Annotated in this window: 11 protein-coding genes; all 11 read left to right on the top strand. The window is 42.2% G+C overall.

What is annotated here, in order from left to right; translation table 11 throughout:
• Positions 1-440: 440 nt before the first annotated feature.
• A complete protein-coding gene (locus tag M8E35_RS06945; RefSeq protein ID WP_252468115.1) occupies positions 441-1,706 on the top strand; it encodes a methylaspartate ammonia-lyase in 1,266 nt (421 codons plus the stop codon).
• Positions 1,707-1,942: 236 nt separating this feature from the next.
• A complete protein-coding gene (locus tag M8E35_RS06940; RefSeq protein WP_252468114.1) occupies positions 1,943-2,956 on the top strand; it encodes a 2-hydroxyacyl-CoA dehydratase family protein in 1,014 nt (337 codons plus the stop codon).
• 691 nt (positions 2,957-3,647) lie between these two features.
• Positions 3,648-4,439 carry an acyl-CoA dehydratase activase gene (locus tag M8E35_RS06935; RefSeq protein ID WP_252468113.1) on the top strand — a complete coding sequence of 264 codons (792 nt, stop codon included), beginning with the start codon at positions 3,648-3,650 and terminating at the stop codon, positions 4,437-4,439.
• 308 nt (positions 4,440-4,747) lie between these two features.
• Positions 4,748-5,377, top strand: coding sequence for a carbonic anhydrase (locus tag M8E35_RS06930; RefSeq protein ID WP_252468112.1), 630 nt, complete (start codon positions 4,748-4,750; stop codon positions 5,375-5,377).
• Positions 5,378-5,518: 141 nt separating this feature from the next.
• Positions 5,519-5,782, top strand: coding sequence for a citrate lyase acyl carrier protein (gene citD / locus M8E35_RS06925; protein WP_073027956.1), 264 nt, complete (start codon positions 5,519-5,521; stop codon positions 5,780-5,782).
• A 17-nt stretch (positions 5,783-5,799) separates the two neighbouring features.
• Positions 5,800-6,693, top strand: a complete 894-nt coding sequence (locus M8E35_RS06920; RefSeq protein ID WP_252468111.1) for an HpcH/HpaI aldolase/citrate lyase family protein — start codon at positions 5,800-5,802, stop codon at positions 6,691-6,693.
• The gene (citF, locus tag M8E35_RS06915; RefSeq protein ID WP_252468110.1) at positions 6,690-8,237 is read left to right on the top strand and encodes a citrate lyase subunit alpha; all 1,548 of its coding nucleotides are present in this window, start codon (positions 6,690-6,692) and stop codon (positions 8,235-8,237) included. Before M8E35_RS06920 ends, citF begins: the two co-directional genes overlap by 4 nt.
• Before the next feature lie 243 nt (positions 8,238-8,480).
• A complete protein-coding gene (citC, locus tag M8E35_RS06910; protein ID WP_252468109.1) occupies positions 8,481-9,545 on the top strand; it encodes a [citrate (pro-3S)-lyase] ligase in 1,065 nt (354 codons plus the stop codon).
• Positions 9,546-9,548: 3 nt separating this feature from the next.
• Positions 9,549-10,061: a citrate lyase holo-[acyl-carrier protein] synthase gene (citX, locus tag M8E35_RS06905; protein ID WP_252468108.1), complete on the top strand. Its 513-nt coding sequence runs from the start codon at positions 9,549-9,551 to the stop codon at positions 10,059-10,061.
• A 35-nt stretch (positions 10,062-10,096) separates the two neighbouring features.
• The gene (gene citG / locus M8E35_RS06900; protein ID WP_252468107.1) at positions 10,097-10,999 is read left to right on the top strand and encodes a triphosphoribosyl-dephospho-CoA synthase CitG; all 903 of its coding nucleotides are present in this window, start codon (positions 10,097-10,099) and stop codon (positions 10,997-10,999) included.
• A 705-nt stretch (positions 11,000-11,704) separates the two neighbouring features.
• Positions 11,705-14,440 (top strand): cell wall-binding repeat-containing protein, encoded by a 2,736-nt coding sequence (locus tag M8E35_RS06895; protein WP_252468106.1) that lies wholly within the window; start codon positions 11,705-11,707, stop codon positions 14,438-14,440.
• Positions 14,441-14,446 lie beyond the last annotated feature (6 nt).

Raw genomic sequence — 14,446 nt, 5'->3', positions numbered from 1 at the left:
CCGGACGGGGTACCCGGCCAAAGCGACGTCCCTGTCGCATGGCCGGCGGAACACGTCCTGTGTTCCGCCCCGTCCTCCGCCTGCGCTTTCGTGAAGTTTGGCGGGCTGCTCGCTTAAGTCGTTCTCTTGGTCTCAAGCAACGTCTATCCTGCGTGGACGATTTGGGTATTCCCGAAAGCCGGGGTAGTTAGCTAAGCCCCTTGGGGGAATTAGACTGGGTTGAAATGATGTTGCATGAGGCCGTTCTTTGCCTGCGCTTCGTGAAGTTTGGCGGGCAGCTTGCTTAAGTCGTTCTCTATGTCTCAAGCAACGTCTATCCTGGGTGGCGTTGGACGTTTGGGTATTCCTGGAGGTTAGCCTGGTTAGCATGCTAAGCCCCTTGGGGGAATTAGACTTGGGTTGGGGATGACATAGATCATTATCTAAGGAGGATGCTATTAATGAAGATTATTGATGTTATTGCTTCACCGGGGCTTACGGGTTTTTATTTTGATGATCAACTGGCTATTAAATCTGGAGTGGAACATGATGGTTTTACTTATTTGGGGGAGCCGAAAACGCCTGGTTTTAAGGCGGTTCGTCAACGGGGTGAGTCTATTTCAGTGATGCTTATTTTGGAAGATGGGCAAGTTGCTTCAGGGGATTGTGCGGCTGTACAGTATTCGGGGGCCGGGGGACGGGATCCGCTATTTTTAGCTGAGGATTTTATTCCTATTATTCTGGGAGAGATTGCACCTAAGCTCGTAGGTCAGGAGTTAGATTCTTTCCGCAAATTAGTGGATCTTGTTGAAAACTCTCAACGCGAGAATGGGGAACGTTATCATACTGCGATTCGGTATGGCGTGAGTCAGGCTATTCTGGATGGGGTGGCTAAAGCTCAGAGGAAAACAATCACCGAAGTGATTCTTGAAGAATATGAACTTCCGATGGTTCTTGAACCTGTCCCTATTTTCACTCAAACTGGGGATGATCGCTATGAAAATGCGGATAAGGCGATTATAAAACGCGCCGGAGTTTTACCACATGCGTTGATCAATAATGTAGAGACAAAGCTTGGTAAAGATGGAGAACTGCTCCTAGATTATGTGATTTGGCTTCGAAACCGGATTATGACGCTCGGCGGTGATGATTATCGCCCGGTCTTACACATCGATGTTTATGGTACGATAGGTCTTGCTTTTGAGGATAATGTGGAGCGGATGGTGGACTACTTTATACAGTTAGAAAAAGCTGCTGATCCCTTGCACTTACGGATTGAAGGACCTATGGATGCCGGAAGCCTGGAAGGTCAGATTGAACAACTGAAGGCCTTGCGAGTAGCGTTGAAGGCTCGGGGAGTTAAAGTGGAAATCGTGGCTGATGAATGGTGCAATACTTACGAAGATATTGTCAAGTTTGTGGATGCCCAAGCTGCGGATATGGTTCAAATTAAAACTCCGGATCTAGGGGGAATTCAAAACACGATTGAAGCGGTTATCTATGCCAAAAAATACGGAGTTGGCGCTTATGTAGGTGGATCCTGCAATGAAACGGATTCTGGCGGAAGGACTGCGGTGCATGTATCACTGGCTGCCCGTCCGGATCAGATGCTTGCAAAACCCGGTATGGGAGTAGATGAAGGGTATATGATCGTGCACAATGAGATGAACAGGACGCTTGCTGTGTTAAAGAGGGATCGAGAGACACGCTCTCGTGGTGCAAACTAGGGCTTTAGACGTTGGATGAAAGCGGGTTTGCCAGTTAAATAGGCCGCAATCTGTTTAGATAATTCCATTAGTATTGCTTAATGTTAGGTGCTGGGTCAACTTTGCATATAAGGTGCTTGTAAATATGCAGCTATATGCAGTTGCTAAACGTACTTAACATTTCAACCTTAATCCTCTAAAATAGACATAAGTTCTAATATTTAATGTACTTGGAACCAAAGGAGCAGAGACAATTAATGAGTAAAATCGGTTTAACAACGACGGTGCCGGTTGAAGTTATATTTGCGGCAGGGGATACGCCGGTTGATTTGAACAATATATTTATTACCAGTTCTGAAGCAATGCAACGTTTAGAGGAAGCGGAGCTCGCGGGTTATCCACGGAATGTGTGCGGCTGGATTAAAGGATTGTATTCGACAGCCTTGCATAATCCGGATATTCGACAGATTGTTGCTGTTACACAAGGGGATTGCAGTAATACCCATGCCCTGATGGAGACTTGGGAGGTCGAGGGGATCGAGATTATTCCTTTTGCATTTCCTTATGATCGAGATCCTGACATGCTCCGCCTTCAAATGGATAAGCTAATTAATGTGTTGGGAACCACCTGGGAAGACGTGAACCTGCAAAAGAAGCGGCTTGATCAGGTTCGGGCATTAGCATGGGAAATTGATCGATTGACCTGGGAAGAGAACAGGGTGAGTGGATTCGAAAATCACCTCTACCTTGTTTCGTGTTCAGATTTTAATGGTAATCCCGAGGGTTTTGCTCATGAGATGCAAGAATTTATTCAAAGCGCGGGTGCTCGTAAGCCTTTGTCAGAACGTTCTCGTTCTGGGTTGGGCAGGAAAAAGCGGGAAATACGCCTCGGATTTATCGGGGTTCCGCCTATCTTTCCGGAACTGTACGATTTCCTGGAAGAACACGGCGCCAGGGTTGTTTTTAATGAAGTTCAGAGGCAATTTTCCATGCCTTTTAATACAGATGACATTGTTGAACAATATCGTTTGTACACGTATCCATATAAAGTATTTCTGCGTTTAGAGGATATCGCCAGAGAAGCAGAGCGTCGTCAACTCGATGGAATTATCCACTATACGCAAAGCTTTTGTTATCGTCAGATTGAAGATCAGATTATTAGAAAAAAGCTGGATTACCCAATTTTAACTTTGGAAGGAGAAAATCCAACAGGGTTAGATGCACGCAGTAAAATGAGATTAGAGTCATTTTTAAGTATGATCGAGGACTAGAGAGTAGACCCCCATGCCGCTGCGCTGCACCAGCAGATGATGAAAATGGGTCCTTCGGGTCGAGCGGCTTCGCCCACATCCTGCAAGAAAGCTAATTCGTGCGAAGACAGTGTCTTCGTCACCCAGCATTCCGAGGCTCGCCCACTCGCCGGCGCGGGGCTATCTTCAGCGGATAAGTATCCTTTGGAGATTGCCGCTTCAGCGAAAATGTCCACCGGACACTTTCGTGCCAAACCTCCGGGTAATACCTGATGTGAACCCGTGGCTCCGCTTCCCCGCGCCAGCTTTATGGTGCTTTTACCGCCTCTCCATGCAATGGGTTCACTCCTGTGGATCGAAGCCGCCTTCCTTTTGAGTCTATGAATTCTTGAGAATGTTTTTAGGCGTTTTTCAGGGTAGCCTGAAACGCTCTTCGCCTTGCGCTCCGCCTTGCCGTATGAAAGTTGGTTAAGGTCGATTAGAGATGATTAAAGCGGATTAAAATTGTTAAAGACGATTAGAGTGGATTAAACTGTTAAAGTTGATAAGAGTTAAATGAAGTAACGAATCTGCTGGTGGCACTACATACGATGGGCTCCCCGAATCCATAGTTGCATGAAAAGAACCTCAGAGCTAGGGAATAGACCTTGTGTGTTAGAGACCCTCCAAGAGGGTCTCTAATGAATATATTGGTGGAAGGATGAAAAACATTATGTCGGGACAACATACCATTTGTGGAATTGATCTGGGGAGTCGGAGTGTTAAGATTGCCCTTATGGAATATAAGCCTGAAGAGGAAGGTTTGGAGATCCTTCGACTGGAAAGTTTGGATACAATTCGTTTTTATCGGGAGTACGGACGAAAACAGGGTGATAAATTGTCCGTGAACTTTGAGGCTTTAGGGTTGCCTGCGGTCGATCATTTAGTTTCCACGGGATACGGGCGGAATACCCTGGAACTTGCCGGCGGCGAAGCAATTCCTGAGCTTAAAGCCCATGTGCTGGGAGCAATTTATCAGACAGGTCTTAAGGATTTTACGTTAGTTGATTTGGGTGGACAAGACAGTAAAATTATTCAGGTCCAAAAAGGGAAGATGGTTGATTTTTTGACCAATGATAAGTGTGCTGCCTCTTCTGGACGTTATTTAGAGAATATGGCGACTATACTCGACCTGACTCTCGAGGAGCTGGGGGAATATACCGATGCTCCTGTGGAGCTGAATTCCACTTGCGCGGTGTTCGGCGAAAGTGAGCTGATCGGTAAGATTGTCGAAGGATTTCCCCTGACTGAACTAGCGGCAGGAGTAAACACTACGATAGTTAAACGTATTTTGCCTCTTTTGCGATCGTTTCGCGGGGAGATAATTGTTTTCACCGGAGGTGTAGCACATAATCAAGCAGTCGGCAAGCTTTTGGAGCGAGGATCCGGCCGTAAGATTGTGATACCCCAAGAGCCCCAATATAATGGAGCCATCGGATGTTGCGTTTATGCAAATCAACCATAGTATGAATTAATGTAATGCATATTGATTGCAATATGATAGATTCGGTGATAATTACCAACAAGAAGGAGAAACTGTTGATAGGGCTTATTACAATAAATATACTGAATAATAAGGCAATACAATAATGGGATTGCCATAATAAAAAAACATAATAAAAACATAATATAGGCCTCCAATTTTTAGTAAAAAGGCCTTATAATTAAGTTAGTGCAAGAAGTTACAAATCACCGTTTGGAATTATTATTGTATCTACTGTATCTAATTGTATGGGCCAAAGAACTAAAGAATAATTATTTGGAGGTCGACTTATGCAAAGAATGTTAGAAGGGCTGATTAAGTTTAGACAAAAGGACTTCGAAGAGCATAAGAATTTATTCGATAAGTTGAAACGACGTCAAGAACCGCATACTTTGTTTATTGCCTGCTCGGATTCACGTGTAATGCCAGAGATGATAACAAAATCTTTACCTGGAGAATTGTTCGTTGTTCGAAATATTGCCAACATAGTCCCACCCTATAAAGAAACACATCAGGACTATGTGGCAACTACTTCAGCAATTGAATACGCTGTAAAGTCTCTAAAAGTAGAAAATATTGTTGTCTGTGGCCACTCTAATTGTGGAGGGTGTGCTTCGATCTATTTGCCTGATGAGATTCTTAATAATTTGCCGGATACTAAAAAATGGCTGGAATTGGCCCAAAATGTTAAGAAGAGGGTCATGGTACATCTGGAAGACAAAGACGATGAATACATGAGAGAATGGTTAACCGAGCAAATAAACATATTAGAGCAGATTAAACATCTATTAACCTATCCTTATATTAAAGAAAAGTATCTTAATAAAGAGATAAATATTTACGGCTTCTATTACATGATTGAAACTGGTGAGGTTTTCATTTTTAACTATGAAAACGGAATCTTCGAATTATCAAACTAACTTCATAAAGAAAATTTGCATTGGGGTCAACGCTATTCCGAACACCTGTCATTTGATATAATGACAAGTGTTCGGAATGTGTATTTTTGGGGAAGATTAAAGGTTAATTAGTAGGATGTTCTTGGAATTGAGGTGAGTAACGTGAAAATAACGAAAGTGGCCAAAGCGGGGACCTTGGAGTCTAATGATATTCTAATAATGGTTAAACCTAATGAGTTTGGAAAAACAGAGCTCGAACTAGAAAGTATTGTTATGCAACAATTCGGAGAGGTCATCGAGCAAGTGATTTTACATAAAGTACAGGAAATGGGCATCGAAGGCATATCAATTAAGGCTCAAGACAAGGGAGCTTTAGATTACACCATTGCAGCAAGAGTAGAAACTGCTATTAGCAGGGCAATTTAAACATAAGGTGGGTTAACATGGAAAAATTGAGAAGAACGATGTTGTTTATGCCGGGGAATAACCCTGGTATGCTTCAAGACGCAGCGATACTGGGAGCAGACTCGATAATCTTAGATTTAGAGGATGCGGTTAGCTTAACAGAAAAGGACAGTGCCAGGATTTTAGTTAGAGAAGCGATTAGAACCATTGATTACTCACAGGTGGAAGTGGTAGTCAGAGTAAATCCCCTAGATACGGAGTTTGGGCCGCAAGATGTGGATGTGATCGCTCGGGTAAAACCTGATACATTGTTGATCCCTAAAGCGAATGAAGAAGAAATAAAGCTTGTGGATAAATTACTTGATAAAATTGAAAAGGAAGAGGGATATCCCCCCGGAAGCATTAAGATTATCGCTCTCATAGAAACTGCGCTAGGACTTGAAAATGTCTATAACGTGATCGAAGCCTCTAGACGAACAGTTGGAGTGTTGTTGGGAGGGGAAGACTTAACAGCAGATTTAGGCATAGAACGGACAAAAGAGGGAGAAGAAATCTTTTATGCCCGAAATAAGGTTGCAACTGTGTGCAGAGCTTTAAAGGTAGATGCAATCGATACTCCATTCACAGATACGAACGATTATGAGGGACTTGAAAAGGATACGGCTAAAGCAAAAGGTTTAGGGCTAACTGGAAAATCGGCTATAAATCCAAGACAGATTGAAACTATTCATTCCGTTTTCGCACCGACAGAGGATGAACTAAAACGAGCTTTAAGGATTTTGGATGCTATGGAGGAAGCTGAAAAAGAAGGCAAAGGATGTTGCTCATTAGATGGTAAAATGATCGATGCTCCTGTCATCAATCGAGCAGCATGCACAGTCGATCAAGGCATAAGGCTGGGACTTATTAGCGGTGAGGGTGGAGCAAGATGAAAACTATACTGGGCAGAGAAATTCCTGACTATATTAAAGGATATGGGCATGTTAGGCCTTTTCAAGGGGCTTTTAGTGATGTTGGAGTAAAAACCAGAACCGCCGTCAGGCTAACAAGTGTGATCCCTAATGATCAAAAAGTATTACCAAGCTTAGAGGATGCCTTAGACAAGTTAAACATCAACGATGGGATGACTATCTCCTTTCACCATCATTTAAGAAATGGAGATTATGTTTTAAATAAAGTCATGGAGAGATTGGCCGCAAGAGGAGTTAAGGATCTGACCGTTGCGGCGAGTTCTATTTTTCCAATCCATGCACCCCTTGTCGAGCACATAGAAAGCGGAGTGGTGACGGGTTTAGTTACAAATTACATATCCGGCCCAGTGGCGGAAGCGGTTTCGAAGGGCAAATTGAAGAAACCTGCGATTATGCAAACTCATGGCGGACGGGCTAGGGCCATAGAAAGCGGAGAATTACACATCGATGTTGCATTTCTGGCAGCTCCCACGGCGGACACCTATGGAAATGTTAATGGAGTTTATGGTGATGCAGCTTGTGGATCGTTAGGGTATGCCGTTGCAGATGCCGAGTATGCCGATAAAACCATCGCCATAACGGATCATTTAGTGCCTTACCCTGCCTATCCCATTGAAATCAACCAAGTTTTTATAGATTACATCGTTAAAATTGATTCCATCGGAGATCCTAAGGGTATCGTTTCCGGCACGACGAGAATTACTAAGGATCCGGTGGCGCTTATCATTGCTAAAAGAGCGACTGAAGTGATTAAGGCCTCCGGTTTAGTTCGGGAGGGCATGTCCTTTCAAACGGGAGCAGGCGGTACTTCACTGGCCGTTGCCGCGGAACTGAAAAAGATTATGCAACATGAAGGGGTGGTTGGAAGTTTCGCTTCCGGCGGAATTACCGGGTATCTCGTAGAAATGTTGGAGGAAGGACTTTTTAGAAGCCTCTTTGATGTTCAATGCTTTGATCTAAAAGCGATAGAGTCTTATAGAGATAACCCCACACATCAATTTATGTCCGCTTCCATGTATGGCAATCCGCATACAAAAGGAGCCGTGGTTAACAATCTGGATATTATAATTTTGGGAGCGACAGAAATTGACACGGACTTTAATGTTAATGTTACGACAGGGTCCAACGGAGTGATTATGGGCGGTTCAGGTGGACATAGTGATACAGCAGCCGGATCAAAACTTGCTATTGTGGTAACAAATCTTATGAAGGCCCGACTACCAATAATCAAGGACAAGGTGATAACCGTCACTACTCCTGGGGAAAGCATTGATGTTGTAGTCACGGAACGAGGAATTGCTGTTAATCCTAAAAGAGCGGACCTGCTTGAAAAGCTAAAGATGACCAAACTCCCTCTAATGACCATAGAAGAATTAAAACTGCTGGCAGAAAAAATCACGGGAGTCCCTAAGGCTGTTGCAACATCGGAGAAAATTGTCGCAGTTATAGAATATAGGGACGGCAGTGTTATCGACGTCGTCAGGGAAGTGGACTCAGTTTCTTAGCCCACAGGCAACATTCTGCGCTCACTGACTTTGATTCCTCTATCTTTGCTCTTTAGTTAAGAAACTTCCTCTGGCTTGGGGGTCGAAGGGAGGAGGATGAACGGGGGGCGACGGCTTTGGAAGAGTTTGGGGTTTCAGGGCGCTATTTGCGTTAATAATAAAAAAGCGTGTGCGGCACAGAGTAGGGAACTTATAGGAAGCAAGAGAAACATTCCTTTGCTTCTATCAAGGGAGAGAAAAAGTATGTACGGAGTTCACATCGAAAAGGTAAATCTCAAGAATAAGGTGGAACGAGAAGAGGTAGAAACCTTCCTCGAAAATTTTGACCTAGTCTTAGATCGGGATGTGGACTATACGCTTGTCATAAGAGCCGGGGAGCAGATGACCGCGGCAAAGGGGACCCCCATCGTTGCGACCTGCTCAAAAGCAAAAAATGTCTTAAAGTGTTTTGCGGTTATTGATGAGCTCAGGGGAGAGGGAATAACATCGACTTTAGTCTCCGCCTTAATCGATCAACTCTTCAGTCAAGGTATATATCACTATTTTGTTTTTACAAAGCCTTCACAGGTTCATATTTTTTCAGCCTTGAATTTCAAACTTATTCATAACAATCCTGAGGTTGCTCTCTTAGAAAATGGAATTTATAATATCAGTCAAAAATTAAAGGAAATAAAAAAGAACTATAACATTGGAGATTCGGAAAAGGCGGCTTTGGTTATGAATTGCAATCCCTTCACTTTGGGCCACCAATTCTTAATTGAAGAAGCTTCTAAGAATAATAGCGAGGTTCTCGTGTTTATTGTAGAAGAGGATAAATCTCTGTTTCCTTTCGAAACGAGAATTAAGCTGGTTCGTCAGGGGATTGGTCATTTAAAAAATGTCAAAGTAATGCCAAGTGGGGAGTACATTATCTCAACAGCTACCTTTCCCTCTTACTTTTTAAGGGAAGAAGGAGAAAGACTCAGAGCCTATGCTGACTTAGATTCCTCAATTTTTGGGAAGTATTTTTGCCATATTTTTCAGATCAAGAAAAGATATGTGGGAGAAGAACCTTATTGTACGGTTACAAAAACATATAATGAGACTTTAAAGAATGTGCTGCCTATTTACGGGGTTGAACTGCATGAAATCAAGAGGAAGGCATTTGGAAACGAAGCAATCAGTGCTTCAATGGTTAGAAGACTGCTAAAGACAGATGATATTCATAAGCTTAGTAACCTCCTGCCTGAAGTTACCTTGGAGTTTCTGAGTACAAGCCGTGGAAGGGAGATCGTGGAGAATATAAAAAGATCTGACTCTCCGCACTGAATTATGGAAAGATATACTGTTAACGATTTACTTGAAGCAAGGGAGAGAAGGGCTGAGTTTATTGACAGCCTTCTAAAACGTTATCAAACTCCGATGCTGGTGATGAGAGTAAACTATCCGGGCCTCCAGAAAACAAATGATCTCACTTTGACTATTATCCAGGAAATGAGTGCTTTAATTTGCACTGTGTTAGGGGAAAAGGTATGTTTTAAAACGTGGCAGCCAGGGGCAGAAGGTCCGATTTTCTTGGCTGCAGTTAAAGAAGAAGCTATTGCTTTAAAGAGGATAACTGTTAATCTGGAAGAAAAGCATGTTCTCGGACGGTGTTTAGACCTTGATGTCTATGATAGCTTGGGTAGAAGCATAAGCAGACAGGAACTTGGATATCCCAGTAGAAAATGTTATGTATGTGAGGATTATGCCCAACATTGCGTGAGATCAAGGCGACATGAAGAGCATGAGGTTATAGAATTTATTGAAGACCGGTTTAACAGATATAGGGAAATGGGGATCTAGAAACCCTTTTGACGTGGAGAAAATGGAGAAATTTAATGTACATAGCAGGGAAGAACAATAGCCTAGATGACCAAGCAATTGCCATAGCTAGTTTAGCGGTACAGGCAATTCTCTATGAGGTCGCCTGTCATCCATCCCCCGGGTTGGTTTCTAAAGTCTCTAATGGTGCCCATAGTGACATGGATTACTTCACCTTTCTGGATAGTGCCACGGCTCTTATCAGCCCTCTGATTCATTGCGCTAAAGCGGGGTTTACTTCTAAAAGCCCCAAAGAAATATTTAAGAGGATTAGGCAGATCGGGCAGTTGGGTGAAGGGAGAATGTTTCATAAAACACGAGGCGTTAATACACATAAAGGAACACTTTTTTTAATGGGAATCTGCTGTGCCGCAGGAGGTAAGGCCTTATACTCAGGAGCTGGCTTCTCTGCACTGCAGAAGATTATTCAAGATATGACCGAAGGTTTAGTGGAAAGGGAGCTAAGTTCAAGAGTCAGCGAGTTGGAAAGCACCCATCCATCAAGGTTGACCCATGGTGAAATACTCTTTCTAACCCACAAAGTCGAAGGCATCAGGGGAGAAGTCCAAAGAGGATTACCCACAGTTTTTGACATTGCCCTGGATGTTTATCGGGCAAATCATCAATTAGGCCAAAACTCAAGGCTGGTTCACACTCTGTTAGCCATTATGCAATTTAACGAGGATACTAATATCTTACATAGACACTCTTTCGAAACTTTAAAAGAAGTTCAGGAAAACGCTAAGAAGATTATTGCTCTTGGGGGTATGACAACGGCTGCAGGAATTAAAGCAATCGAAGAAATGGATGAGGATTTTTGCAAACGGAAGATAGGTCCGGGCGGAAGTGCGGATCTATTAGGAGTTACTGTTTTTTTATCTCTGTTAGAGGACTTTATGGACGGGGAATTAAATTCTTGATTGGTAAAACAAGGCTGGACAATAATCTTTAGCCTTGTTTTTTAATAATATAGTCTATCTCATGATATAAATACTTTTAACCCTTTCTCTGATGCATCAGAGAAAGGGTTAAAAATCCGTCCTTAATTATGTATTTAATTTTCAAGACTCCCATTTCACTATCTAAAAGCTTCGATGTTTGATTTTTAGCTTTGGAGTTCTTTAGGAAATTAAAAATGTGTTGGAAAGGAACTGAAAGAAAATTTACCGCTTAAACACCAGACTTTAGATCTATATTTTATATAGAATTTATCTTTTAAAGAAAATGTTTCTTCTAAAGGGAGGATTATGGAGATAAAACAAGAATAAAGTATATAGGTGCTTCTATAATTTTTTTGTCAATTGATTCTTCACAAAGTGATAAATCTAATCAACTAATGTTACTTATTGATGACACCGGATTATTTTAATATTCTTTAGGGTTAAATCATTTTCACCTGTTAAGAAGAATACCATCCAAATTACTGCTAATTAAGCTTATAGAGCGGCCTCGCCCGATTGGTCCTAGCAAAGGAGTTGAACGCTGGAATGCAAGAGATGGCTTATATGTAACTGTGAAAAAAGGGACTTTGAAAAGTTAGAGTTTCTTGTGGGACCATATTCAATGTTAGATAAAAGTTTGAGGGAGATCATGAGAAAAAACTCTTAAAATAATGGAGGTAAAAAATGAAAAATAGCAGTCTCAAATTAATGACCTTATTGCTTTGCTTGATATTCTCAGCTTTAATATTTCCGAAGGATACTTTAGCGTTAAGTACACCATCAGCGCCAACAGATCTGACAGCTAGTGCTAAAAGCTCCAGTGAAATATTCTTGGATTGGGATTCTGAAAGTGGCGCCACATCTTACTATGTTTATAGATCTAAAACCTCGTCAGGTACATACACAAAAATTGCAACCACAACATCTTCACAGTATACAGATAGCGATTTGTCGGAGGATACCACCTATTATTACAAAGTTGTATCTGTAAACAGCGCCAGCAGCACAAGCTCCTATTCTACTAAGACCTATGCAACAACAGATGATTCCGATGATGATTCAGATCTGTCAGCGCCAAAAGATCTTAAGGCTACGGCTGTAGGCTCCGACGAAATAGAGCTGGATTGGGATTCTGTAAGTGGTGCAAAATCTTATGAAGTATACCGATCTGCCACGTCATCGGGAACGTACACCAAAATAGGAACAACGAAATCCTCAAGTTATACAGATGATGACGATTTAGAGGAGGATACTACTTATTATTACAAAGTTAGGGCAGTAGACGGTTCTGACAAAAGTAGCTATTCCTCCAAAGAACATGCTACTACGGATGACGATGACTCTGATGATTCCGATGATGATTCCGATCTGTCGGCACCAAAAGATCTTACGGCTACGGCTGTAGGCTCCGATGAAATAGAGCTGGATTGGGATTCTGTAAGTGGTGCAGAATCCTATGAAGTATACCGATCTACCACGTCATCGGGAACCTACACCAAAATAGGAACAACGAAATCCTCAAATTATACAGATGATGACGATTTAGAGGAGGATACTACCTATTATTACAAAGTAAGGGCAGTAGACGGTTCTGACAAAAGTAGCTATTCCTCCAAAGAACATGCTACTACGGGTGACGATGACTCTGATGATTCCGATCTGTCGGCACCAAAAGATCTTAAGGCTACGGCTGAAGGCTCCGATGAAATAGAGCTGGATTGGGATTCAGTAAGTGGTGCAAAATCCTATGAAGTATACCGATCTACCACCTCATCGGGAACGTACACCAAAATAGGGACATCGAAATCCTCAAATTATACAGATGATGACGATTTAGAGGAGGATACTACCTATTATTACAAAGTTAGGGCAGTAGACGGTTCTGACAAAAGTGATTATTCCTCCAAAGAACATGCTACTACGGATGACGATGACTCTGATATTTCGGCACCAACAAATCTGAAGGCTACAGTTGAAAGTTCCAGCGTAATATACCTGGATTGGGATTCGGTAAGTGACGCAACATCCTATTATGTATATACATCTACGTCGTCGTCGGGAACGTATTCCAAAATTGCATCAACGACAACTTCAAGTTACAGAGACACTAATTTATCAAAGAATACCACGTATTATTATAAAGTTGTAGCCGTGACCAGATCTGGCTCCAGCGCCTATTCGTCTAAAGCTTATGCGACTACTTCCAGTTCAGCAAACAATGTGCCAACGAACCCTCCATCTCAAATCCAGTCGGATCGATTGGCAGGGGAGGATATGTATGGAACTTCTGCAGAGGTTGCTAAAGCAGGATGGAATACTTCTTATTATGCCATCGTAGTAAGTGGAGAAAACTTTTCTGATGCATTATGCGGCGCACCACTTGCCAAAAAATATAACGCTCCATTACTGCTTACGACGAAAGACAGCTTGAACGAACAAACCAAGACTCAGCTGGCACGTTTAGAAGTGAAAAAAGTTATCATGGTAGGCGGAACCGGTATTATTTCTTCCGGAGTTGAACAAAGCATAAAAACTATGGGAATAGGTGTTCTGAGGATTGTCGGAACGGATCGTTATGACACATCTATTAAAATTGCCCAAGCGATGGGGGAATTTGACCAAGCAGTCATTGCCAGCGGTGAAACTTTTCCGGATGCTTTATCAATTGCTCCCATTGCTGCGATGAAGGGAATGCCAATCCTGCTTACCCCCAAGGATAAATTGCCGGCCAGCATAGAAGCCTATTTATTAAAGAATGCACAAAGTACGTATGTTGTCGGGGGAACAGGCGTAATAAGTGACAATGTGCTTAAGCAACTTCCATCTCCAAAACGCCTAAGCGGGATAACCAGGTACGATACAAACATTAGTATTATTAAAGAATTCGAAGACGAACTTGATTTCAGCACTTGTTACGTATCAACCGGTGAAAAATTCGCAGATGCTTTATCTGGTTCAGCGTTAGCTTCATTATTTCATTCCCCACTTATTCTGGTTAGTGATCCTGTCGAACAGGCAACAATAGATTACATTAGCACTAAGATTGGCAGTATTAAGAAAGAAGTTGTTTTTGGAGGTATAGCCATTGTACCTAACAGCATTTTAATTAATATTGAGCAGAATACCGATGTTTATGATACACCATCAGCACCGAAAGAATTAACTGCAACAACTGAAAGTTCCAGTCAAATAAACCTTAAATGGGATTCTGTAAGTGGAGCAACATCTTATCAGGTTTACGGAGCAATTTCCGCTACCGGAACCTATACTCACATTGCAACGGTAACTGCTACAAGTTATATAAATTTCGGTCTTTGGGCAGATACTACCTATTATTACAAAGTTAAGGCCGTAAATAATGCTGGTTCAAGCCCATTTTCGCCTGTAGATCATGCAAAAACTTCTCTGTCTGATGACTAAATGTAA

Source organism: Desulfosporosinus nitroreducens, assembly GCF_023897015.1.
GTDB lineage: Bacteria > Bacillota > Desulfitobacteriia > Desulfitobacteriales > Desulfitobacteriaceae > Desulfosporosinus > Desulfosporosinus nitroreducens.
This window is presented reverse-complemented; position numbering and strand designations above follow the sequence as displayed.

Excerpts from the sequence above, each read along its gene's own strand:
- citF (WP_252468110.1), top strand. The coding sequence starts at position 6,690 with ATGAAAACTATACTGGGCAGAGAAATTCCTGACTATATTAAAGGATAT.
- M8E35_RS06895 (WP_252468106.1), top strand. The coding sequence starts at position 11,705 with ATGAAAAATAGCAGTCTCAAATTAATGACCTTATTGCTTTGCTTGATA.
- M8E35_RS06945 (WP_252468115.1), top strand. The coding sequence starts at position 441 with ATGAAGATTATTGATGTTATTGCTTCACCGGGGCTTACGGGTTTTTAT.
- M8E35_RS06940 (WP_252468114.1), top strand. The coding sequence starts at position 1,943 with ATGAGTAAAATCGGTTTAACAACGACGGTGCCGGTTGAAGTTATATTT.
- citC (WP_252468109.1), top strand. The coding sequence starts at position 8,481 with ATGTACGGAGTTCACATCGAAAAGGTAAATCTCAAGAATAAGGTGGAA.
- M8E35_RS06930 (WP_252468112.1), top strand. The coding sequence starts at position 4,748 with ATGCAAAGAATGTTAGAAGGGCTGATTAAGTTTAGACAAAAGGACTTC.
- M8E35_RS06935 (WP_252468113.1), top strand. The coding sequence starts at position 3,648 with ATGTCGGGACAACATACCATTTGTGGAATTGATCTGGGGAGTCGGAGT.
- citX (WP_252468108.1), top strand. The coding sequence starts at position 9,549 with ATGGAAAGATATACTGTTAACGATTTACTTGAAGCAAGGGAGAGAAGG.
- citG (WP_252468107.1), top strand. The coding sequence starts at position 10,097 with ATGTACATAGCAGGGAAGAACAATAGCCTAGATGACCAAGCAATTGCC.
- M8E35_RS06920 (WP_252468111.1), top strand. The coding sequence starts at position 5,800 with ATGGAAAAATTGAGAAGAACGATGTTGTTTATGCCGGGGAATAACCCT.